General features: G+C 49.0%; 30 protein-coding genes and 1 tRNA gene. All 31 read right to left on the minus strand.

Annotation, left to right across the window (positions count from 1 at the left end; translation table 11 throughout):
- Nucleotides 1–13: 13 nt before the first annotated feature.
- The gene (locus LKD42_RS04095; protein ID WP_248834882.1) at nt 14–580 is read right to left on the minus strand and encodes a Gp15 family bacteriophage protein; all 567 of its coding nucleotides are present in this window, start codon (nt 578–580) and stop codon (nt 14–16) included.
- Nucleotides 581–586: 6 nt separating this feature from the next.
- A complete protein-coding gene (locus tag LKD42_RS04100) occupies nt 587–1,117 on the minus strand; it encodes a hypothetical protein (protein WP_022118168.1) in 531 nt (176 codons plus the stop codon).
- 3 nt (nt 1,118–1,120) lie between these two features.
- The gene (locus LKD42_RS04105) at nt 1,121–1,552 is read right to left on the minus strand and encodes a hypothetical protein (RefSeq protein WP_248834883.1); all 432 of its coding nucleotides are present in this window, start codon (nt 1,550–1,552) and stop codon (nt 1,121–1,123) included.
- On the minus strand, nt 1,536–1,925 hold the full coding sequence (locus LKD42_RS04110) for a minor capsid protein (protein ID WP_248834884.1): 390 nt from the start codon (nt 1,923–1,925) through the stop codon (nt 1,536–1,538). Before LKD42_RS04110 ends, LKD42_RS04105 begins: the two co-directional genes overlap by 17 nt.
- The gene (locus LKD42_RS04115; RefSeq protein ID WP_248834885.1) at nt 1,925–2,263 is read right to left on the minus strand and encodes a DUF6751 family protein; all 339 of its coding nucleotides are present in this window, start codon (nt 2,261–2,263) and stop codon (nt 1,925–1,927) included. The genes LKD42_RS04110 and LKD42_RS04115 overlap by 1 nt, the downstream gene beginning before the upstream one ends.
- Complete coding sequence (locus LKD42_RS04120) at nt 2,257–2,634, minus strand: head-tail connector protein (protein ID WP_248834886.1); 378 nt, start codon at nt 2,632–2,634, stop codon at nt 2,257–2,259. Before LKD42_RS04120 ends, LKD42_RS04115 begins: the two co-directional genes overlap by 7 nt.
- A gap of 23 nt (nt 2,635–2,657) precedes the next feature.
- Nucleotides 2,658–3,629 carry a phage major capsid protein gene (locus tag LKD42_RS04125; RefSeq protein ID WP_248834887.1) on the minus strand — a complete coding sequence of 324 codons (972 nt, stop codon included), beginning with the start codon at nt 3,627–3,629 and terminating at the stop codon, nt 2,658–2,660.
- Nucleotides 3,626–4,228: a hypothetical protein gene (locus LKD42_RS04130; RefSeq protein ID WP_248834888.1), complete on the minus strand. Its 603-nt coding sequence runs from the start codon at nt 4,226–4,228 to the stop codon at nt 3,626–3,628. The genes LKD42_RS04125 and LKD42_RS04130 overlap by 4 nt, the downstream gene beginning before the upstream one ends.
- Nucleotides 4,229–4,312: 84 nt before the next feature.
- Entirely contained in the window at nt 4,313–4,600 is a 288-nt protein-coding gene (locus LKD42_RS04135; protein WP_248834889.1) for a ribosomal-processing cysteine protease Prp, read from the minus strand.
- A gap of 7 nt (nt 4,601–4,607) precedes the next feature.
- Complete coding sequence (locus LKD42_RS04140; protein ID WP_248834890.1) at nt 4,608–4,817, minus strand: hypothetical protein; 210 nt, start codon at nt 4,815–4,817, stop codon at nt 4,608–4,610.
- Complete coding sequence (locus LKD42_RS04145) at nt 4,810–5,124, minus strand: hypothetical protein (RefSeq protein ID WP_248834891.1); 315 nt, start codon at nt 5,122–5,124, stop codon at nt 4,810–4,812. Before LKD42_RS04145 ends, LKD42_RS04140 begins: the two co-directional genes overlap by 8 nt.
- A gap of 18 nt (nt 5,125–5,142) precedes the next feature.
- Nucleotides 5,143–5,961 (minus strand): cell envelope integrity TolA family protein, encoded by an 819-nt coding sequence (locus LKD42_RS04150; RefSeq protein WP_248834892.1) that lies wholly within the window; start codon nt 5,959–5,961, stop codon nt 5,143–5,145.
- Between the two features lie 63 nt (nt 5,962–6,024).
- Nucleotides 6,025–6,192, minus strand: a complete 168-nt coding sequence (locus tag LKD42_RS04155) for a hypothetical protein (protein WP_022118443.1) — start codon at nt 6,190–6,192, stop codon at nt 6,025–6,027.
- The gene (locus LKD42_RS04160) at nt 6,193–7,914 is read right to left on the minus strand and encodes a phage minor capsid protein (protein ID WP_248834893.1); all 1,722 of its coding nucleotides are present in this window, start codon (nt 7,912–7,914) and stop codon (nt 6,193–6,195) included.
- 4 nt (nt 7,915–7,918) lie between these two features.
- Complete coding sequence (locus LKD42_RS04165) at nt 7,919–9,340, minus strand: phage portal protein (protein ID WP_248834894.1); 1,422 nt, start codon at nt 9,338–9,340, stop codon at nt 7,919–7,921.
- Nucleotides 9,337–10,689 carry a PBSX family phage terminase large subunit gene (locus LKD42_RS04170; RefSeq protein ID WP_248834895.1) on the minus strand — a complete coding sequence of 451 codons (1,353 nt, stop codon included), beginning with the start codon at nt 10,687–10,689 and terminating at the stop codon, nt 9,337–9,339. Before LKD42_RS04170 ends, LKD42_RS04165 begins: the two co-directional genes overlap by 4 nt.
- On the minus strand, nt 10,655–11,374 hold the full coding sequence (terS, locus tag LKD42_RS04175; protein WP_248834896.1) for a phage terminase small subunit: 720 nt from the start codon (nt 11,372–11,374) through the stop codon (nt 10,655–10,657). Before terS ends, LKD42_RS04170 begins: the two co-directional genes overlap by 35 nt.
- Before the next feature lie 126 nt (nt 11,375–11,500).
- Nucleotides 11,501–11,572: transfer RNA gene (locus tag LKD42_RS04180), tRNA-OTHER, on the minus strand.
- A 125-nt stretch (nt 11,573–11,697) separates the two neighbouring features.
- Nucleotides 11,698–12,114 carry a DUF1492 domain-containing protein gene (locus LKD42_RS04185; RefSeq protein WP_248834897.1) on the minus strand — a complete coding sequence of 139 codons (417 nt, stop codon included), beginning with the start codon at nt 12,112–12,114 and terminating at the stop codon, nt 11,698–11,700.
- Between the two features lie 33 nt (nt 12,115–12,147).
- Complete coding sequence (locus tag LKD42_RS04190) at nt 12,148–12,711, minus strand: hypothetical protein (RefSeq protein WP_248834898.1); 564 nt, start codon at nt 12,709–12,711, stop codon at nt 12,148–12,150.
- Nucleotides 12,708–12,974: a hypothetical protein gene (locus LKD42_RS04195; protein WP_248834899.1), complete on the minus strand. Its 267-nt coding sequence runs from the start codon at nt 12,972–12,974 to the stop codon at nt 12,708–12,710. The genes LKD42_RS04190 and LKD42_RS04195 overlap by 4 nt, the downstream gene beginning before the upstream one ends.
- Nucleotides 12,961–13,482, minus strand: coding sequence for a hypothetical protein (locus tag LKD42_RS04200; protein ID WP_248834900.1), 522 nt, complete (start codon nt 13,480–13,482; stop codon nt 12,961–12,963). The genes LKD42_RS04195 and LKD42_RS04200 overlap by 14 nt, the downstream gene beginning before the upstream one ends.
- 159 nt (nt 13,483–13,641) lie before the next feature.
- A complete protein-coding gene (locus LKD42_RS04205; RefSeq protein WP_248834901.1) occupies nt 13,642–14,262 on the minus strand; it encodes a DUF551 domain-containing protein in 621 nt (206 codons plus the stop codon).
- Nucleotides 14,250–14,510: a hypothetical protein gene (locus LKD42_RS04210; protein WP_173895444.1), complete on the minus strand. Its 261-nt coding sequence runs from the start codon at nt 14,508–14,510 to the stop codon at nt 14,250–14,252. The genes LKD42_RS04205 and LKD42_RS04210 overlap by 13 nt, the downstream gene beginning before the upstream one ends.
- 233 nt (nt 14,511–14,743) lie before the next feature.
- Nucleotides 14,744–16,594, minus strand: a complete 1,851-nt coding sequence (locus LKD42_RS04215) for a DUF927 domain-containing protein (RefSeq protein ID WP_248834902.1) — start codon at nt 16,592–16,594, stop codon at nt 14,744–14,746.
- A gap of 23 nt (nt 16,595–16,617) precedes the next feature.
- Nucleotides 16,618–17,112: a CHC2 zinc finger domain-containing protein gene (locus LKD42_RS04220; RefSeq protein ID WP_201428278.1), complete on the minus strand. Its 495-nt coding sequence runs from the start codon at nt 17,110–17,112 to the stop codon at nt 16,618–16,620.
- The gene (locus tag LKD42_RS04225) at nt 17,109–17,609 is read right to left on the minus strand and encodes an ERCC4 domain-containing protein (RefSeq protein WP_248834903.1); all 501 of its coding nucleotides are present in this window, start codon (nt 17,607–17,609) and stop codon (nt 17,109–17,111) included. Before LKD42_RS04225 ends, LKD42_RS04220 begins: the two co-directional genes overlap by 4 nt.
- 2 nt (nt 17,610–17,611) lie before the next feature.
- Entirely contained in the window at nt 17,612–18,025 is a 414-nt protein-coding gene (locus tag LKD42_RS04230; RefSeq protein ID WP_173895447.1) for a single-stranded DNA-binding protein, read from the minus strand.
- Nucleotides 18,022–18,840: an ERF family protein gene (locus LKD42_RS04235; RefSeq protein ID WP_248834904.1), complete on the minus strand. Its 819-nt coding sequence runs from the start codon at nt 18,838–18,840 to the stop codon at nt 18,022–18,024. The genes LKD42_RS04230 and LKD42_RS04235 overlap by 4 nt, the downstream gene beginning before the upstream one ends.
- Nucleotides 18,837–19,775, minus strand: coding sequence for a DUF1351 domain-containing protein (locus tag LKD42_RS04240; protein ID WP_248834905.1), 939 nt, complete (start codon nt 19,773–19,775; stop codon nt 18,837–18,839). Before LKD42_RS04240 ends, LKD42_RS04235 begins: the two co-directional genes overlap by 4 nt.
- A gap of 393 nt (nt 19,776–20,168) precedes the next feature.
- Nucleotides 20,169–20,384 (minus strand): hypothetical protein, encoded by a 216-nt coding sequence (locus LKD42_RS04245; protein WP_173895451.1) that lies wholly within the window; start codon nt 20,382–20,384, stop codon nt 20,169–20,171.
- Nucleotides 20,385–20,442: the final 58 nt, after the last annotated feature.

Consider the following 20,442-nt stretch of genomic DNA (forward strand, 5'->3'; position numbering starts at 1 on the left):
TCCCATCTTCTTATCAATCGCCCCACATCGCAGCTGCGAACAGGTCGCCGATCTGTTCCTCATCCCGCTCGTCTTCCAGGGATATTGCCCGCTGGATCTTCTGGATCCGCTGGCGTTCCTGTTTGTCCCTGATCTTTCCGGCATCGATCGAACGGTAGCCGATGCGGGTTTTCGTGCCGGAATCATCTGGCAGGCCTTCCAGCAGCATCTGGAACTTCTGCCAGTGCAGATATTTACAAGCCAGCAGGTCAATGCCGTAATAGTTCCGGAAATCGCTGACGATATACGGTGCATCCTTCTCATAGCTGAACGTCTGCTTTCCACTGCCTTCACGCTCTTTTTCCTTTTCTGCTGACCGGATGCCGGCAATGAAATCCGTGACTGCCTGGACGGCCCCCTGGATGTCCGGCGGAATCTCTTTTTTGTATAACCGCAGGATCAGAAAGAGCCGGCTGCCCGGCTCCCCTGCCTGCTTCACTTCCCCGATCAGCTTCAGCACTGCCCGGAAGTCCGTCTTGACCGGGTACAGGACGTCCCCAACCTCAACGCTTTTCGGCAGTGGTTCATATAATGGGTTCACAGGTCATCAGCCTACGGTCGGCTTTTCCAGGAACGTGCAGCTCTTGCCGTCTGCCGCAACCTTGGCATAGCCCTTGACCGGTTCGGACTTCACGCCGAACGACCCGGAATACTGCAGTGCATCGGTTCCGTCACCGGATGCATCCGGGAGGATGGAGAACTCACGTTTTCTTGCCACGAATTCATCCTCTTTGGTCGCTTCGCCCTTGTCGAAGAAGTCCACGACCACGATGTTCCTGGTCTCCCCGGTCAGCTCGTCATCGTGCACGGATGCGATGTCCATCAGGATCGGGTTGTTCTCGTGCATGTCGAAGTTATAGGACCATGAGGTGCCGTAACCGGTCACGTCGCTGTCGCTGGAATCCTTGTCCACGTACTGGCGTTCATAGGTGGTCGGGTTCTTGGACTCTGAAAGTGTCGTGAACTTCTCCATACGGGTAAATTCTGTTGGCTCCGCCCCATCGCTGGCCGGTACGCCGTAGAAGGACACCCTGCCGGTTCTCTTGACTAATTTCGTTTTATTATTTTTTTCTGCCATAATTTAAGCCTCCTGTTCATAAATTAAGCGGCACTCGATACGATACGTAGCAAGATTAGCTTCGGCATCGTATAGGTAACCGCTGTTTAAGGTTTCAACTGCTGTTGCATGTTGTTTTTCGTTTGCCAGTTCCGGAAGTTCCCCATTGTCCGAGGACTCTTCCAGCCACTCCTGAAGCCCCTGGTAGAAGCCGCTGTTCTCGATATTCACCCTGGCGTCCTCGTCATAGACTTCCTTGGAACAGATGGCGAACTGGTACTGTTTCTTTTTCCCGCCATCCACATATTTCTGGATCACCGGATCACACGGGAGCGGGTCGATGGAGTAACTCATCTCCTCGCCCAGGTAATCCACGTTGACCCGGCCGTCATGTAAAAACGGACAGGTCAGGAAAAATGTGCGGATGCTCTCGATGATGCTACTTTCCGCATGCAATTTTACCCGCCTCCTTCTGGATGCTGTCCTTGTGCCGGTTCTTCATGCGTTCGAACCATTTGGACTGCTTTTTGTGTTCGTAGTACTGCCTTCTGGCGTACGGTGTGGACTGCACGATCAGACCGGAACCGGTGACCGTGCCAAGTGTTGCTGCATCCCGCAGTGTGCCACTTCGGAACGGTGTCTCCGGTTCCATACGGTCTATGCAGGTCTGATCCACATACTTTTGTGCTTCTGCAAGGTTTCCGTTGAGTCTTGCCGCAAGGGAGGCATCCCATTCCATCCTTGCCGTGAACATCCCGCCGCTGCCATGCCCGCTGTAGCGGACGTCCTGCGGCTGCCGGATCTGGAACGTTTTCCTGGTCTCTGCCATCATGCACCCCCTGTCACCTTGATGTGCGGATTGCCGCCATACCGGTTGTAGTTTGCCGCCGACACCTTGAAGTGTTCTGTGCCGGCCAGGTCTTTCGCCGTCTTCATCTGCACGCTGCACTGCCCTTTTACCAGGTAATCATCCTTTTTGACCAGGACTGTTATATCCGGTATGCGGACCGTATAGGCATCCGCGGTCTTCCTGCCTTCCGTGGTGACACTGGACTGTTCTGCCTCATACCACCAAACAGCCGGGATGTATGTACTATCCCATTCATCCAGACGGGTTGCCGGATTGTAATGGCGGTGGTAGAGGGTTGCGTCAGTGTTGGTCAGCATTTCAGGCTCCTGCTGAGCAGACCGGTATTGAGCAGGTAACGCCTGCAGATCCGGTACATCTTCTGCCCGAGCAGTTCTGTTCGGTCTATCCCATCCGACACTTCCGTCACATAGGTGACAGAGTACCCGTCTGTCGTTTCGGACTTCTTTACCTGCCCGTCATCCCTATAGCACACATCAAAGACCGCTTCCGTCATTTCACAGGCACAGTCCTTTAAACCAGGCACAGCTTCCGGAACGGTGATCCGGTTCAGTGTGTACTGGTCAATATAGCTTTCTGCAATGCGTCTGCATTTTTTGAAATCCGCTTCTTTTTCGATACTGCCTTCGTATTCATCCCGGTAATATCCAAACTCTGTGTAGTGTGCCATGCTTCACCACCTCTGTGTTCTTTTCATTCTGCTGGTGCAAGGACTGCAAACGGACAACGTTTTGCCTTGTCTTTCTGCTGAGAATTGACCGGGTTCGGGATCTCCCAGCCCAGACGCATAACTGCACGCAGTGCCACCATGTCGTTCTGCATCAGGTTATAAGCGATCGTGCCGTCTGTGTTCTGGACAACACCCTCGGTGAAGAGTTTAAATGTAATGTCCTGACGCATCGCATAAACCAGCTGCGAGAAATCGCCTGTGATGATCTGTGCTTTCGTTTTATCGAAAGTTCCGTTGTTCGGGAAATACATACCGGAACCGTCCAGCGTGTAATTTGTGCCGGACTGCATATCGGTTTTGAAAATCGGCTGCCCTGTCGTATCTTTCAGACCTCTGAGTTTCGCCCTTACGGAAATATCTGCAACGTGTCCATTCACAAAATAGCCGGACTGCTCTACCTTTGCAATGACACCATCCTCACCCATGATATCCGCATACAGGTCAGCCGTTGTTTTTACAACGCTTCCGGCTTTCGTTGCGGTTGCTACCAAGTCATCCCTCCAGGATGCCGGTTTTTCAACTCCAAAAAGTACTGCACCGTCAATCACCTTTCCAAAAGCTTCCTGTACCCTCGGTCTTACCTCGCCCCAGATATCGTAGTCTGCGTCTTCCAGAACTGCTTCCGGGATCGGTACGATGACTGCAATCTCTTCCGCAGTGATGTATTTCTTATCCCATGACATCTTTGTGGTCTTTTTCTGTCCGTTGTCCCCATTCACAAAATATGCCATCGGGAGCATGTCCAGTACCGGCATGCGGTACTTGTTGGAACTCATGTTTGGCAGTCTTCTGCCCATTCTCAGTACTGCCGATTCTGATACAACCCCCTGGATGATCTCCCTTGCATACTGCTCCGGGATCAGGGATTCTGCACCGCTGCGGTCGATCAGGTTTGCATCCAGATCAAACAGTCTTAAATCCATTCTTTTTTTCATCTTCTTGCCGCCTTTCTAATTAAGGAATTAACAAAATCATTGGTATTGTTTCCGGCTGTGCCTCCGGATCCTGCCGCCCCATTCTGTTTTGTTTGTGTGTTCACACGATAACCGCCACCTGCATAATGTGGGTTATCTTTCAGGAACGCTTTTAAAGCTGTTTTGAAATCGGTCTTGTCATCCACTTTCTTCGATACCTCAAACAACACAAAATCTGTGTACTTTGCATCTACACCGTTTTCTTTCAGGATGTCTTTCTGTTTGTACGATTCCAGCTCTTTTTTTGCGTCATCGCGTTCTTTTTCGATGGCAGCCACATCCGGCTTGTTCGCCTGTCTCTTTGCTTTGAAATCACTGATTGCTGTTGTGATTTCTTCCTCCGTCATGCCCTGGCTTCTGAAATAATTGGCAAGTGCCGCACGTTCCGCTTTGCCTGCCCTTGCGTTTGCGATCTCTTCCGCCTGTTCATAACTGTATGTTGCCCCGGCATTTCCCGTATGGCTGCCGTCTCCATTCCCGGCACCATTGCCCTGTCCAGCAGAGCCGGCTCCTCCTGCATTGCCGTCCTCAAAGAGCCTTAAATTCATTTTTCTATACATTGTATCTTCCTCCTTCGAGATTTTCCCAAGCTTTTAACGCCTTCATGTTTTGGGCATAAGAAAAGCACCCTCATAAGGTGCCAGTTAGTGAAACTGTATGCAGTTGTATTCCCGGTTGATCTCCGTGATCCCAAGGAACCACGAGTCCATCAACAGTTTTCCCTGCTCTGACAGGCGATCCCAGCGGATGTCTGCATCTCCGCTGCTTAATTCCGCCCGTATCTTGTCCTGTGTCAGATCATGCAGTGAATTGACCAGGTTGCAGGTCAGTGCGGATACTGCCGCACACGCACGGTCAGCACCGCTCTCGGAACGTGTCCCGGCATGGCCGACCATCCGGATGCTGTGCTCCGTCATTTTAATGCTTATCATGGTTTTATCACCACCTTTCTACGGATAACCGTCTGCCGTTGAACTGTACCGTGTCGCCAATTTGTGCCACTTCATCGCCAATCCTCACCCCCTTCAGCTCTGCGTGTCCGTCAATGTCCCGGTATAAAAATTTGATCGTCCTGTAATTGATCCGGCTCGCCAGCCAGTTCGGTGCAAGCCTGTCTGCGTCTTTTGTGACTGTGTAATGTTCAGTCATTGGAATAATCTTCCACGACTGTTTCAATGCCATATTCCAGTGCACAAGTGTGTTCGATACGGCATCCTCTTGCTCCTTCCCAGTCTTTTGTGAAATACGCAATATCAGCACCCGCCAGAAGTTCCAGGGATTTTCCCAGGAACCAGAGCGGTTTTGCGTCTGCCGGTGCACTCTGGAAGAAGCTGTCAATGACCTCTACCGGTTCATTTAACTGTCTTTCCGCACACTGGATTGCTCTTTTCCTCTCTCTCAAAATCTCCTCGTCTGATTTGCCTTTCATTGGCTGGCTGATAAATAATTTTTTCATGTTCTTATCCTCGCTTTCTTAATCTAATATTGATTTATTTAATGCTTCCACCAGTTCCCTCTCACGTTCTGAAAGTTCATAACAGATGGCATCCTCTGCCTGCTTTCTGGCATTTTCTGCTGCCTGCTTTTCTGCATTCTGCTTTCTGGCTGCCGCCTGATCTGACAGCAGAAGCCCTGACCCGTAAATCTCTTTTTTCATGGCTCTTTGGGCATCCAGTCTTCGCACACGCTGGCATTCTTCACGCCTTACCCTGAAATGTACGCCGTAGCGTGCCATTTTCTGCATCATGGCAGCGGTGACGATATGATCCGGGTAATCATACTTTGACAATTTCCGTGCCTTTTCCTGCTTCAGCTTTTCCGTTGTATCATTTACCAGCCTGGTCAGCTCCGGTGATGTCTCCGCTACCGTTTCCGGTTCGAAGCTGGTGACGAACGATGTCTTCACCGTTGCTCCGTTTTCGTACACGATCGTGCAGTCGCACATAATATGGTTCATCCTGTTCCAGATGGTCTTACCGGTTAACGCCGTGAGTGACGGGGCAAACAAAAAGAACGGGATGCCCCGTTCCAGATAAAATTCACATATATTTTTCAGGATGGAAAAAGGCGGGTTGTCCACCACCACACATACCGGCGGGTACTCGTCTTTTTCGTAATCGCCGCCCGGCCAGAATGGGCGGATCACGTTCCCAGGATCGATATTGTAACGTTTGCAAACCCAGTCCTTTATGACTTCGTATATTTCCGGCGGCGTATAGCAGTCGTCTGTCGTTTTCTTCGGTTTGAATTTTTCGACAAATTCCTCGTAAGTTTTGCTTTTTATGTTTCTCACCTCCTTAAAAATGGGTACAAAAATACCACCAGTCGAAAGACCAGTGGTAAATACTTATTTTTCTTAGTTGTCAATAACTTTCACTATATCATCAATAGTTGCATCAATAGTATCCCAATCTGTAGGCGAATCACCCACATCTACCAGAAAATGCGTATCGTCTAATATCTCCACAACTGCTGCTTTTCGTCCATCTTTTAGAAGAATTGTGTCATATTCCTTTATGAGCATTTACTTCGCCTCCTTAATGTACGCACTAGTCAACTTTGTTGTGCCATCTTCCGTCCTGAGCCATGCTACAACTACATTTGCTGGTGTTTCTTTTTTACCATAAAGAATCATCTTCTGGACATATCTGTCGCCGTATCCATTATTATCAACATACTGAGCCGGATATTTCACAGCTCCCTGTTTTAACGCTTTTTGAAGTTCCTGCCAATTTCCCATTTCATAGCCCAAGCGATCTGTAAAGGCTCTTCCCTTTGGATACCCTTTTTGACTGTTTTCATCAAAAAGATATTTCGTAAACTTAGGCTCTGGTAAAATAGCCGTTTCTGCATTCGGTAGTTTAAGCTCTGGATGTTCCAGAAGCTCCTTTTGTCTTTGATAATCCATTTCGACGAACTTCCATTTTTCAGGGTCATTATACTTCATCTGCCTGAAATCCGCAAGACTTCCAGCATCTTCTTTCAGCACTTCCTTGTACCGTTCGTACTGGTTCGAATCAATCTTAGCATTCCGCATCATCTCCGGTGTATAGCGTGCGTTCTGCTGTTTCGTGTTGGTCGCTACCTTGCCCAGTCCGTCCTGATAGATTCGTTCACGCTGTTCCAGAAGTCCCATCTTCTTGCTGAACTGCTTATACTCGTTCAGCTGTCCCTGGTACTTTGCTTTTTCCAGCATGATGTCGTCCTTGTCGGCTCCTGCTTCCTGCAGCAGCCGTATCTTCTGACGCTGGGCACGCATGGCGGTCTCCATCTTCCTCTGCTGCTGGGTCTGTTCGTAGGCATTGAGCTGCTTACCGTTCCATTCTTTTGTCTGGGCTTCCCTTTTGTTCTGCTCTTCCAGCCAGTCATCCGGATAGAGTCTTTCAGAAACGCCAGGAATGAATGGGTGGAACGTATGCCGGCAGTTGGCACCACACAATCCTGTGACGGTTCCGTATCCGCAGACCGTCCGCAGTTCTTCCTTGCTGAACACCTTGCCCTGCCATGTCTGGTGATCCGGCCTCGCACATGGATGCCAAGACACCTCAAACTGGTCTGTGCCGAGTTTTTCAGCGTTGTGCTCACTGATCTGTGCCGTAATCTGGTTCACGCCTGTAAGGACGGCTCTGCGTGCTGCTACGTCTGCCCGGTTAGTATGGCCGGAAGCGTAATCCACCACCCTCAGCCCGCTGTTCGTCATCTGGGTGACGACTTTCCGGATCGCCGAGTTGTAGTCTGTGCCGCCCGTCACAACGTCCTGGATGGCCGTGTCCACGTATTTCTGGTAGTACTCGGCAAATGGTGTGAACACCCGCTTCCCTGCCATCAAGACTGAAAATCCGTAGCTCTGTGCCATATTAACGAGCGTGTCTTTTGTCTGCTTCCTGGCTGCCTCTGTGATCTGTCGCAGCCACTTGTTGTCCTCCGGCGTCAGGAAATCATCATTGACCTGTTCATAGATCTCCCGGTTACGGACATATTCCCATTCCGCTACCTTGTCATACATCTCGAACATTTCCGGCCAGGTTGCCCCCAGTGCCTCCTTGATGATCCGCTCCACCTCTTCCCGGGACTTGCCCATCTCGATCAGGCGGTTGATCTGGTAGTCTGCCGTTGATGTGATCTCACCGGCCTTTTTTATCCTGCGGATGACATCCTCCATGATACGCCGCTCTGCTTCCCTCCAGATCTTCTCAGCCTGCAACCCCATCCGCTGCACATCCGGTGCTGTCCTCTCCCCTGCCATGGCATCACTCCATCACGGTGTTCTGCACTGGCAGGTTCTTTCTGGCCTGTTCCAGTGTTTCGCCGAACCATTTTGCCCGGTACTCATCTACCCCCATGGCTCCCATGGAGACATCCTGCCGGTCTCTCTGGCGTTCTGCCTCCTTATCCTCGATGATGGAATCATCGAAGTTGATTGTGACTTCTACGTCTTCTCTCAGTGGTTCACCGAGGGCAATGCCAAGACGGATGATGATGCGAATCAGTTCTTCCAGGGCACTCTGAAGCACGATTTCATGCTTGCACAAGCTCCGGTACATATCGCTGTTTTCCGAGATCACCTGCGTTGCCGTTGCAACCGTCCCCTTTTCGAACTTATAGCGTTCTGTCCCGAATCCGCATTTCATGGACAGGTAATTCAGGTCATCGTTTAAAGCCTTGCTGTGCTGCTCTGTACGCAGCTCCATGTTGACTTCATAGATCGGGTTTGTGTCTTTCAAGGTTTCTTCCGGCAGGCTATAGAATACCGTGTCATTCTCATCAAAGACCTTGTTGCCGTTCTCATCCGTCAGCATCTCCGGAGCTACAAAGATCCTCTTACGTCCAAGCCCGAACTCGTTGGCATAAGAATCATATTCTGTGTCGATCTTCCGCAGTATGTCGATGCTGTTCGCAAAAAGACTGATACCCATTGGGTTCTCCTCGTCTTCCATATCGGCATTGTTGACCATGTTCAGCCTGTCGATCACAAATTGCGGCTCTGCTGATCCTGTCTCGATCTCTTCCGGAAGCCCGGCAAAGATTGGAACCTCCTGCCACTCTTCTTCGGTAAGCTCCTGCCCGCAGGTCGAACCTGCCGTCACCAGCAGTACGGTATTTTCAATGCGGTAATTTCCATCCCCGCCGACCTTGTGATGCTGCAAGTGCAGATATCTCTTTGTGCAATAGGTTTTCGGAAATGCAAATATTACTTCCTGAATCTTTCCGTTTTCCCAACTGACCGGGAAGATATTTTTTGCAGTCACATAATTGATCTTGATTCTTCCGCCGGTCACTTCGCCCAGCAGACCGCTCTGCAAGTCCTCGATACACGGAACATAGGCAACGGTTCCAGAGCACGCCTTTCGTTCCTGGTATTCATTTCCAAGTGTGTCAAAATGGTTGTCCTGCAAGATCTGACGAACAAATGCATCCGTTCTCTGGTCATCCAGTACGATCGTCACACGTTCGTTCAGCAGCAGATCTGCCATATCCTCACAGACTTTCTTCGCCATGCCGAGGCTGTGACGCTTGCATCTGCTATAGCATCCCCTGCCGGTATACACACGGTAGAAAGTGAACCGTTTCACATTTCCGTTATACCAGCTCTCCCACTCCGCTATTTTTCCGTAAAAAGAAGAAGGGAGCGTATTGATTCCCTTCTTTCGAAAATATTGAAAAATATTCAATTTCTGTCCTCCCTTTCTTCCTTTGGCAGGAACCGCTTCACCCTGTTCCAGAGCCCCATGACCAGATACCTCAGGGCATCGAGGCAATGGTCGTGCTCTTTTACCGGTACTTCTCTGCCCTTATCTAATAGTTTCCTGTCGTATTCATATAAGCCAAATTCTTCGATCAAGTGCTTCTGCTCCGGCGATATCCGCAAAATCCCATAAGTCAGCAGTTTCTGAACCCTGGCAATCCCAAGTGCGACCTCATTCTGTGCATCCTTGAAATGTATGGCCAGGCCTCTCTGTCGGCAGGTTCTCTTGATTTCTTCCTGCAGTCCCCGTGCCGATGGGTCTAAGTACAGGTAGAAGATGTTGCAACCATATGCCTCTTGCAGGGATTCCACGAAGTCTGCAAAATCAGCCGCATACTCTGATGGTGATTTCTGCTTTCCGGTTTCCCTGCCCGAATGGTAGTACTCCTGTAAGCCATCCAGACGGCACTGATATTCGTTGATACCGCAGGCCTGATAGGTCGTTGCGTTCTGCTGTCCGTAGTCTGCCCCGATGCCGATCAGGTTATATTTCTGTCCTTCTTCCGGCCTGCCTTTGTGCCGTCCGGAAAACATATAATAAATCAGTTCATCAACGCCGATACACTCTCCCAGCCATACCCAGCTGTATTGTTTTTTATCCAGACGCATCATGGTCTCGGCAGTCTCGATCAGGTCACGCCCCAGCCATTCTTCCGGTACATCCCTGTAATCTGTGTGAATGTGGATGCAGTCCGGGCGTTCTTCCATCTTCTTCAGCCATTCCATGATCGGGGCATTCGGGTTCTTGGGTGGATTGAACAGGTAGATCATCTGAAACCCGGAACTGTTGCCGCGGATGAACGTTGCTTCAATGTTCTGCAGTTCATCTTCTCCTTCACCGTCCTCAAAAAACTCTGTCAGCTCGTCCAGGATGACCAGTTTGATCGGCTTGTCCTCATCAATGATACCTTTGGTATCGTCAATGCCATCTGATCCGGAAAAGTATATGGTCGAACCGTTCTTCCGGTAGCTAATCTCCATCGGTGACTTTGTGATCCGAAAGCGGTTCTTCGGTATTTGCAGTCTGCCAATTCCACGAAGCATTTCTTTATACACCGTTTTTCGCAGTTTGTTGTGATGCTTTCGCAGCACCACTACTGAACCATGACTGTCCGCTATGATTTGATAGTTGGCACGGATCGCCACAAAACTGGATTTCGTACCGGCTCTCCCTGATGTCAGGATAATGTGTCTGTACTTCCTGTCATTGAACACCGGCAGATATTTCGGGATCACAATATCAGATATCCGTACCTGTTTCTTTTGGTGCGTCATTGATAATCTCCACCCCGTCTTCCTGGTCTTCGTTTCCGTTTTCCCTGCTGATTTTGTCTGCCTGTGCCTTTAACTGCTGGATGCGTGCCTTTTGTTCCTCACTGGCTGCCTCCCAGTTTTTATGCAGCATCTCGTCATACTGCTTGATCATGTTCCTCAGCTCGCCCTGTGCCCGTGCCTGGGCTTTCAGGAACTCATTCTGCTTGTCCCATGCCTGTTGTACTTCCCATTTCTCTCCGAAAACGTTTCCTTCTTTGTTTTCTATTTTTTCGATCGTCTTGTCCTGCTGATCCTTCACGTAGGCAATACGCTGTGCACGTATAATGGCAGCGTATGCGATCTGAATCTGATGCCATAGAAGATCCAGCGGGTCAGCCTGTTCAATCGCTGAAAAGATCTCCTGTGTTTCCTCCGGCAGGTATTTCCGGAAGAATCCATACTTCTCAGCATTCTTATTCCCAGGCGGCCCGGTCGCATTTCTGTTCCCCGGCTGGCCGCCTTTTCTTCTCTTTTTCGAACGTTCGCTTTTTATATCCGAACGCTCGTTTTCCCATTTGTGCGTGCATTTCCATCTTCGGACTGTCCCTTCCGGGATATTTAGTTGACTTGCAATCTCAACTAATTTCTGTCCCTGCAAATACATCTGTTTTGCTTGTTCTATTCGTTTATCCGGTGCTCTTGCCAAGCCTCACCACCTCTTATTCGTCGTTTTGTAAGTACACAAAAAGACACCCGGCACTGCCAGATGTCTTCCTGCGGAAAATGTAGTATTCTTTTGAGAAAGGATTCTTATATGTCCCCATCAGGGAAATCGGAACAGAAGGACTCGAACCTTCGCCCTTGTCTACTCATGAGACTGCTCTCGCCGCTGAGCTATGTTCCGATGCTGCCGGGCTGTTGAGACCCGGCAGATATACAATATACAGAGGTAAATGAAAAGAACCAATCATGTCAGCATCATTCCCAAACTGAACTGATTACACTATATCACATGGCAAGGCGGACATTCTAGGACATCTTGAAATTTTTTAATGCCCATCCGTGAATTCTTCTTGCATGTCTTGGATCACACCCCATCTTTCTTCCGATGTCGTCCCAATTCAGCCCCCACAGATACCGCAGTCGCAGCACCCTCTGTTCATCCGGGTTTTCCATCCGTCTGATTGCCAGGTCAATCTGTTCACGTGTCCTTGCTTTTTTCAGCCGTTCCCGTTTCAGCCGGCCGATCTGTCTTTCCATAGCTACCACATAATCCGACAGATCAGACTGCTGGCTGCCTTTCGGCATCCCATCATTTACACTGGATGGGAACATCTTGTCCGCCCGGAGCCTCTGGATCTCTTCCAGGATCTCCTGCTCCCTCCGTTCACATTCCCGGTATCTTCGCAGGAACTCCTTTTTCTTGTCGTTTTCCGTCATCTCCACCGGCATCGCCTCCCCTCATGCATTTCCTTGCTACTATATTGTCTCGTACAGGTTCTTTTTCTTGTTGTACATTACTGCCACAGGCTGGCCACAGTCAACACAGCGTACATCGAATGCCTTTTCTGTCATGTTTGTCCAGTATGCTGCTTTTCTTCCACATTCACAGTTTGTATACAACTGTACCAGATCTTTCAGTTTTGTTTCCTCACCGCATTCTTTGCACTTGCAAGATTTTATTTTATGCTTGCTGCAAAACGTTCTTTTCTTTCCACAGCACTGACATTTAATGTGCAGAAAACCACCATAACCATCATTTTCTTTCCCGATCGGCTCGGGTTCTGTGACTGGATCCACGGAGCACTTGTCCTCCATGTATTCTTCCAGTTCTTTCATAGCATCCGGAATTTCTTCTGTTTTCCCCTCGTTTTCCGCCTCGTATGCAGGGATTTCCGGGATAACTGCCGCCTCTGTTCCCGGAACGGCCAACTGTCCGGTATATCCGAACAGTTGAATAACAAGCTCCTTGAACAGCTTCTCGCTTTCCTCCGCTCCCATTTTTGCTGTGTATGTATGTTTCTCTGTTTTAATCGTGATCACGGCTCTTCCTCCTGTTTTCTTTCATGTACTTCGTTATCTGCCTTATAGTATTCCCTGCCGGTCCGTCTGTCCCTCAGACCGGCAATCTCGAACCCGCTCAGGCCTGCTGCCAGTTCCAGCTGTTCATATACCTGTTTCACATAGTGAGGGATCCGCTGTGAATAGGTCGGCTCATGGAACCGTTTAGCCGCCTCAGCATCCACTGCACGCTCCAGATGGTTATAATGTGCCCGCCGTTTGGCGTTCTTCTCAGCTGCTTTCATCGCACACATCACTCAAATCCTGTGCCTGCGGTTTCTTAAGTAATAATTCTTCCATTTCCGCCTGTGACAGCCAGTAGATACCATAGCGTCCCTCTCGACCAACCTCCACCAGTTTCAGCGTCTCCTGGCTGTATTCCGTTGTACTGTACTCAGTTACCTCCATTGTTGGGATATTCGGGAATTTTCCGCACAAAGCAGCTGTAAGTGCTTCCAACATCTTCTGTTCAATACTTGCATTGTCCTTTTCAGGATCTCTGTATATTCCTGTACACTTTTTCAGCGGCTCCCCGCCGATCTGCTCAAATACCGCCCATACATCTGTAGTGCAAGTTATTCCTCTGGAATAATATTCCAAACGTTCCTCTGGGGATTCGGAATCGTCAAAGAAGCAGAATCCCACAGAGTCCGTCTTATCTCCTCTATCTCTCCACACGGTATTGTTTTTCAACTTCTCTCCGCTCAGGTATTTGTTTAGCTCTTCGATACTCATAAATCTCACATATCTCATCTTCGTGCCCCTTTCATAAATGCATCAGTCATGGCCTGTTCCCAGTCTCGTCTGTATCGTCTACAGTGATGCGTGTCTGCTGTAACGTCTCGAAACTCTTCACTCTTCGGGCAATAACACATTCCCTCATCGTGGTATCTGCATGTGTTACAGTTCTTGTCATTTCCCATCTTCTTCATCCTCCCTGTATGGTTTCGGCAGCGGCATCCAGGCATTGACGAACAGGTCGTTTGCCAGACAGGTATCTTCGTCAATGCAATCCCCCAGATACCATGCACCACCTAATTCTTCATCCTCCACGTATCTCCCAACCAATGGAAGAGAGAAATTTTCAAACGACATCAGCACATAACTATCATTTTCCGGCAATCTCTCTGTCACCGGGATCCATCCGGGCTCGCTAACCGTATGGGATTCCAGACGGTTCCTCTGGCGGATCAGCTGCTCTGCTTTCGCTCGTGTTTCCTTTTCACTTGTGTACACATTAGGTGCATCCCAATCAATCCAATCATCTTCATACTTGACTTGTTTTGCTGATACGTCCTGGACTACAAATCCGTTGACATAACAATCCCATTCAGGACGTTCAATCACATCAACCTCATAGATCAAATCACCTGGTTTACATGGTGTAATGAACAATCTGCCCTCTTCCTCTGCATCTTCGTATTTGCCCAATTTGTTTTCTATCTCCATAACACTTTCCTCTTTCGCCACGTATTGTGTTTCCATTCTTCCATCTACCCAAATCCGCTCATATGCGGTTGTTAATCTCTCCACTGTTCTTCCTCCGTCCCTGCCTTATCTCTTTCATCCTGCCATTTCTGGTCAAGATATTCGCAGAATCCTAATATCTGCCGTTTCACAAAATCCACCGGATACTTCTGGTAGAGCTCCTGTGCTTTATCATATACTTCTTTCCAGTACTGATCCGAGTCTTCCGGGATCCATACGCTTTTCACAAATTCCCAGAACTCCGGCATAAATGCCGCTATATCCGGTATATCTTTCTTCTTTACTCCTGCCATGCCGTCCTCCAGTTACCAAAAATACAAAAACAGGTTGTCGGTTACGTTTTCCATGTATCCCGAAAAGTGGCTTAAATACTGCATTTTCAAGCATTTTCATTGTTAAGTTACAAAATTACAAGAATTTTTGTCCCTATACGTGAGAGGTGAGATATTTTAAAAATTCATTTTTTTATTTTTTTTCTCTGTATATAGTTCAATTTTTCCGTGTATCCCCTGTAACTTGTAACCTTTTAGTCAAATGGTATCTCCATCTGCTCGCTTTCTACCGGCACAAACTCCGGTTCTTCCTCAATTCGCAGCCATACACACCGGACAGTGCTTCCGCTGACCTTCTTGTTTTTGGTCATCTGGCCGCCCTGCGTCTGTAACAGACCTTTCCGGTTTGCCCAGGACAGGAACGATTTCTTTGAAAATTCACCCTCTCTGCACAATTCATCAAACGCTGCGTTAAAAATCAGGGCGTATCCTTTCTGGATCATCCCCCACTTCTCGCACTTTGTAGTCGCGTCAAAGCGGTGCTCATTCATGTTTACTTTGTCCAGTATGAACCGATAGCAGCGTTCGTTGTCAGAAAGCTCATTTCGGTCCACAAGCACTTCTTTCGCTTCGTCTACAGAAATATACTCTCCGTCCTTAAAAATCCGCTCTGTGGCGATTTTATCGGCTGTCAGGACAATTGAAAGTGAGATCGCCTGCTTCTGCATCTTGTCGTCATTCATCAGCTCTGCCTGGAGCTCTTTCTGGATCCGGCAGATCTCTTCCTTTCCCATATCCTTGAGGACATCGATGAAATCCATCCCGGCAAAGCCGTAATTATGTTTGATAGTGTCCATGGTGCCCTGCGGATCCGGGAAGAAGTGCTCGCCTGCTTCCACTTCCAGTACACGGTTGATAGCCCCGCCCTGGCTGACATAGCTGGTGATCGGCTTCTCTCCATTCGTCAGGGTGATGCACTCCCATACATTCTCCCGGTTTATCCCAAGCTCCTTGTTGGATCTGGTCTTGCCTTTTCCGGAACACAGGTTGTATATGATCTCCTCAAAGCGTTTTTCTACGGACTGGCAGCGTTTGCTGGTGTCGTCCAATACAACTGGCAGATGGTTCAGAAAATCTGCCAGTGCCTCAAAACCAACGTCTGTGCTGGCATAATCACGGTAGTACATCCCCTTGTTCGGGTTTGCCCAGATAGACGTTGCCAGCAGCAGTGTAACGGACTTTCCGCCCTCCGTCTGTCCCCAGAGGTCTACCATGAACGGCAGGCCTCCGATGATGCTGATCAGCACACTTGCAAACGATGCTGCCATCATAAACTGGATCTCAAAACACCGCTTCTTTCTCAGGTCCAGGACACGCTGGTACCACTTCTCCCGGCTTCCATGGCTCTGTATGCTCTCATAGATCTGGCGGAACCTGGCCGCACCGTCAAATTCGATCCCGGTATCATACGGCAGGAATTTCCCCCGGATCCATCCCATTTTTGAGCTTGAAAGGATGACTGGGATATTTTCCTCATTATCCGCTTCCACATCCGCCAGGTAACGTACCAGCAGCTTCGCACTCTCACTCGTCACCAGTATGGACCTTGCAGACAGGTCACATATCTTACTGGCTTTCGTGACCGTTGTCTTCGGGATCGTCAGTTCCCTCCATCTCCCGTTTCGCTTAAATGCAAGCGTAACCTGTTCTTCTTCCGTCTGCAGGTTCTGCATGCGTCTGACCGGTATGATCGGATGCCGGCACGCAATGACATCCTGCCGTCCGCTCTGAGGGTCATACAGCCTCACGCCTTCGTCCGTCACGATCCACTGCCCGCATTTCATCGGTTCGTATTTATGGTCAGAGAAGTGTGTCCAGTTTTCTGCCATAGCTGTCTTCTGCTTTTTCTTTTTGGTTTCGCTGTCAACCTTCCTGTAGGCTTTCACTATCTCACGGAACTCCGTCTTTACTTTCAGTTCGGTTGCTCTCATGCTCAATGCTGCCAGAAGCTCTGCACGGTACAGTTCATCCTCCTGGTCGAACACCTCGGCAAGCACCTTGCTGGATAAGATTGTCTCTTTTGTCAATTGATTAAGTGGGACCATTCCCTCACCTTCTTCCTGCCCCATCAGTAACTGATTCCATTCAATGCACCATGCATATACAACTGGTATTGCATGGCGTTGTAGCTGTCGCACCATGCGTCCGAGAACGGTTCTGCTGTCTGGAAATTCTTCCTGTATATCCCGATCAACAGCAGATTAAACCGTTTTTGCTCCTCTTCACGGTGTTGTTCTTTTTTTCTTTGTTCTTTTGCTTTTTCCCTGCGGTATCGTGCCATACGCTGCGAAAAGCTCCCCGGCTTTTCCTGCCTGTATGTCCCACCAAGACTCAGGAACGCTTCGCGGAAGCTGACACCATCCATCCCCTGTACGAAGTCGAAGATGTCTCCATTCGCTCCGCACCCGAAGCAGTGAAAATCCTTTTCATAGATCTTCAGAGACGCATCCCTGTCACCTGTATGGAACGGGCAGCGGATAAAACCGGCCCTGTTTGGTCGGAATCCATACTGTTCAACGATCTCCTTCATGCTGTACCGCTGTTTCAGTTCCTCTTTTGTCATAGCCCCTCCTTCAGGATCCGGATGATCTCTGCCCCAGTCTCTTCTTTTTCACAGAACAGGAACCTGCATCCGTATTTCCTCTCTAACGTGTGCAGAATCTGGTACAGGGTTTCCCCGGTCGTGGCTTTTGTCTCGGTTTCTTCCCACTTTCCTGTTTCCGGGTTTCTTTGCCTTTTCCACCGCCGCGGGTTCTCCCACCAGATCACATCTGACAGCTGCCGGAACCCTTTTCCATGTTCGCACAGGAATACAAGCTGGATGTCGTTATCCTGTGCCAGCTTCAACTCCTTCCGGAAACGTTCGTGACCCTGGCATGCATTGCAGCACAGCTCACTCAGGTTCTGTTTCCGGTCGATGATCAGCCGGGGATTATCGTAGTTCATGTAATCCCCTACCATCAATTTTGAGACTGGGTGCCGGATGCCCTGGGCGTCAAATTCCTCCAAGATTTTCCCGATCGCTTTCGGTTTTTCCCTTGAATCAATCTGTATGATCATAATCAATTAAACGGCAGCTCTTCATCATCTATGTCATCCGGGATACGCATGAAGCCATCATCCGTTTCCTGTGGTGCTGGTATGCCGTTGTCCTGCTGTGCTGCTTTACTTTCCGCAAAACCTGCCGCTTCCACTACCACATCCGTTGTATAGACCTTCTGTCCGTCCTGGTTCGTATAGGAACCTGTCTGGATCCGGCCGTTCACCTCCATTTTTTTTCCTTTCGAAAAATACTTTTCGATAAATTCGGCTGTTTTTCCGAATGCAATGCAGCCGATAAAGTCTGCACTCGGTCCGCCTTCCTGACGGAACCGTCTGTCTACTGCCAGGGTAAATCTAGCAATTGACAGGCCACCGTCTGTATATCTGATCTCCGGGTCACGCGTAAAGCGTCCGGTCAACTGTACACTGTTCATTCTGTTTCTCCCTTTCGGTCTGGTGTTTTTTCAAAGATACTCATGATATATTTAAATTCCCCGATTGTAAGCTCTTCGATCGTCTTTGCATTTACCTGCTTGCGTCCCAGGATGATCTTGTCCGGAACCCCGGTACGTTTCTGTTCTGCACGGACTGTGGCAATCATCTCCTTTGTTGCAGGACTGCCCACGTTCACTTCCGTTTCGCTGCCTTCCGGTTTTTCCGCCTTCTTCTCAGGTTCTGCTTTTTTTTCAGAAACCGGCTTCTCTTTTGCTGCCTGCTTCTTCGGCTGTGCCGCTGCCTTAGGTGCTGCCGCCTTCTTCGCTTTTTGCCCTTTCGTCCCCTCTTCCTGGAGTTCCAGTGACTCCGCATCCGGATCCACCATGTCTTCTGTCGGAATGCAGAATACCTGAAAGCATGCATATTTATACGCAATCGCCATGGCCTTGTTAGTTGCCTTATCACCTGTATCGATACCTTCTCCGTAGATAATCGCTTCTTCGTTTGACCCGTCTTCCGCATAAAACCCAAACTTTACCTTACAGATGACCTTGATCATATCGGTGCCATTCTTCGTCTTTCCCACTACTTCGCACTTTCGTTCCAGTACACGTGGGATGATCACGACCTTATTCTTGGCAAGTGCCGGATGCAGGGCGTTATATACATCATCGATACTGCGGAATTTAAATCCCTGCTGCCGGTTAACCTTATCTTTTGCAACGCTCCCAACATCTGCGATCACGCCGGCCAGTGCCTTATAGATCATTGGTGCGTTGTTTCCTGCTGTTCTGCCTTTTTCGTCCTGCATCATGCATCCCTCCTTGTATAATAGATTCCAATGCTGTTGAACGCCATCTCAACTTCTTCCAGTTCTTCCGGCGTGGCTACGACTTTGTAAAATGCGGTGATCGTTGTCGGCTGTTCAAATGGAAGCTCATCGTCTGCTTCCTCAGAAAAAAATCCCTGTGCTGCTTCATTTACCGCAGCCTGTTCTGCTTTCTCGCGTTCCTCTTTTCGGATACGCTCTTCTTCTTTGATCCGTTCTCTTTCTTCTTTGCGGATCCGTTCTTCCTCTGCTCTGCGTTTCTGCTCCTCTTCCAGACGCTTCTTTTCGGCTTCCCGTTTCATGATCTCTGCCTTCTGTGCTTCATACTGGTTTACGTAATTGATCGCCCCAGCAAGGTCCAGGTCTTCCTTGTACCGTCTGAGTGCTTCTGGAACTGCATCGGAGGTCATGGCTCCCAGCATAGCAACTTCTTTTCTGACGGAAGAAAGCACCTCTTCCATTTCTTTTCTGACTGCTGCCATACTCGTAGAAGCGTTTTCCCATCTGGCGTTGTAGATCTTCTTAAGCGTCAGATAATCTCCCAGATCCCCGACCAGGGAATCATACAGTGCTCCAATCTTCGCTTTCTTTTCCTCTTTTCTTCTTTCTTCCATCTCCGTGATCTGCTGGCTGATCAGGCCGATCGGCTGGTCAATGATCTGCATCAGTTCTTTTGCTTTCCCCTCAAAATCATTGTAAGGGATCATATACTGGTTCTTTACTTCCTTGCGTTTGTCATCGATTGCCTTTTTCATCTTTCGAAGTGCCGCCACTTCGTTCTTTGCATAAACTCTGTATTCATCTGTAAATGTTGCATTTTTATAGAGATCCATTCTTGCCTGGAGTTCGTCACGGATCTCTTCAAAGTTGAAACCGATCACACCCGGCTTCTGGTCAACAACCACCTGTAATTCATTCATCTGTATTTACCTCGTTTTGTTTTTCTTTCTGCTCCCTGAGTTCTTTCAGGATCATGCTCACACTCCATGTGGAGCACTTCATTTCATCTGCAATCTTCGCATTGCTCCACCCTGCCTCGTGCAGTGCTTTTACCTTCCCCCGGTCTATGGTCTTCTTTGTTGGGGGGCTGTTTTTCCACTTTTTTCCGGCTTCGTCTCTGTTTCTGGAACCGGGATTTTCAACACCAGCAGCATCGTTGCTGCTGTTACCTCTCGGAAACTCATGCCGTCAATGCATCTGGCAGCATATACCGCTTCGCCATTCCTGAAACGGTCTGCAGCTTCCTTGATGTCGACCTGTTTATATTTCGCTTGATTTACCTCCTACTTTTGCCCTATAATTGAGCTGTGTTATTATTTTTCAAGTCCCGGATCGCCCGCCAAAGCACCGGGACTTTTTACTATTTCAGCCGTTTTCTTTTCGATGATCACAAACTCGCCTGTCTCGATATTCATTGCATGCAGGTATGTACTTTTGTTCGAAACTGAAATATATTGTTTTGAATCCAGTCCTGCTCGGCTCATCAGCTTAATGCCCGCCGGGTCGCGTTCTTCGCTTACTCCGATCATTTACTTTCCTCCTCGCCCTCGATAAGGCTGTCCAGAAGCTCGACCATTACTGGAAGTT

This window comes from Hominisplanchenecus faecis (assembly GCF_020687205.1).
Lineage (GTDB): Bacteria > Bacillota > Clostridia > Lachnospirales > Lachnospiraceae > Hominisplanchenecus > Hominisplanchenecus faecis.

Bases quoted from the DNA above. Each gene is read 5' to 3' on its own strand.
- LKD42_RS04100 (WP_022118168.1), bottom strand. From the start codon at position 1,117: ATGGCAGAAAAAAATAATAAAACGAAATTAGTCAAGAGAACCGGCAGG.
- LKD42_RS04110 (WP_248834884.1), bottom strand. From the start codon at position 1,925: ATGGCAGAGACCAGGAAAACGTTCCAGATCCGGCAGCCGCAGGACGTC.
- LKD42_RS04115 (WP_248834885.1), bottom strand. From the start codon at position 2,263: ATGCTGACCAACACTGACGCAACCCTCTACCACCGCCATTACAATCCG.
- LKD42_RS04120 (WP_248834886.1), bottom strand. From the start codon at position 2,634: ATGGCACACTACACAGAGTTTGGATATTACCGGGATGAATACGAAGGC.
- LKD42_RS04125 (WP_248834887.1), bottom strand. From the start codon at position 3,629: ATGAAAAAAAGAATGGATTTAAGACTGTTTGATCTGGATGCAAACCTG.
- LKD42_RS04130 (WP_248834888.1), bottom strand. From the start codon at position 4,228: ATGTATAGAAAAATGAATTTAAGGCTCTTTGAGGACGGCAATGCAGGA.
- LKD42_RS04135 (WP_248834889.1), bottom strand. From the start codon at position 4,600: ATGATAAGCATTAAAATGACGGAGCACAGCATCCGGATGGTCGGCCAT.
- LKD42_RS04140 (WP_248834890.1), bottom strand. From the start codon at position 4,817: ATGACTGAACATTACACAGTCACAAAAGACGCAGACAGGCTTGCACCG.
- LKD42_RS04145 (WP_248834891.1), bottom strand. From the start codon at position 5,124: ATGAAAAAATTATTTATCAGCCAGCCAATGAAAGGCAAATCAGACGAG.
- LKD42_RS04155 (WP_022118443.1), bottom strand. From the start codon at position 6,192: ATGCTCATAAAGGAATATGACACAATTCTTCTAAAAGATGGACGAAAA.
- LKD42_RS04160 (WP_248834893.1), bottom strand. From the start codon at position 7,914: ATGGCAGGGGAGAGGACAGCACCGGATGTGCAGCGGATGGGGTTGCAG.
- LKD42_RS04170 (WP_248834895.1), bottom strand. From the start codon at position 10,689: ATGACGCACCAAAAGAAACAGGTACGGATATCTGATATTGTGATCCCG.
- LKD42_RS04195 (WP_248834899.1), bottom strand. From the start codon at position 12,974: ATGAAAGCAGCTGAGAAGAACGCCAAACGGCGGGCACATTATAACCAT.
- LKD42_RS04200 (WP_248834900.1), bottom strand. From the start codon at position 13,482: ATGAGATATGTGAGATTTATGAGTATCGAAGAGCTAAACAAATACCTG.
- LKD42_RS04210 (WP_173895444.1), bottom strand. From the start codon at position 14,510: ATGGCAGGAGTAAAGAAGAAAGATATACCGGATATAGCGGCATTTATG.
- LKD42_RS04215 (WP_248834902.1), bottom strand. From the start codon at position 16,594: ATGGTCCCACTTAATCAATTGACAAAAGAGACAATCTTATCCAGCAAG.
- LKD42_RS04220 (WP_201428278.1), bottom strand. From the start codon at position 17,112: ATGACAAAAGAGGAACTGAAACAGCGGTACAGCATGAAGGAGATCGTT.
- LKD42_RS04225 (WP_248834903.1), bottom strand. From the start codon at position 17,609: ATGATCATACAGATTGATTCAAGGGAAAAACCGAAAGCGATCGGGAAA.
- LKD42_RS04230 (WP_173895447.1), bottom strand. From the start codon at position 18,025: ATGAACAGTGTACAGTTGACCGGACGCTTTACGCGTGACCCGGAGATC.
- LKD42_RS04235 (WP_248834904.1), bottom strand. From the start codon at position 18,840: ATGATGCAGGACGAAAAAGGCAGAACAGCAGGAAACAACGCACCAATG.
- LKD42_RS04240 (WP_248834905.1), bottom strand. From the start codon at position 19,775: ATGAATGAATTACAGGTGGTTGTTGACCAGAAGCCGGGTGTGATCGGT.
- LKD42_RS04245 (WP_173895451.1), bottom strand. From the start codon at position 20,384: ATGATCGGAGTAAGCGAAGAACGCGACCCGGCGGGCATTAAGCTGATG.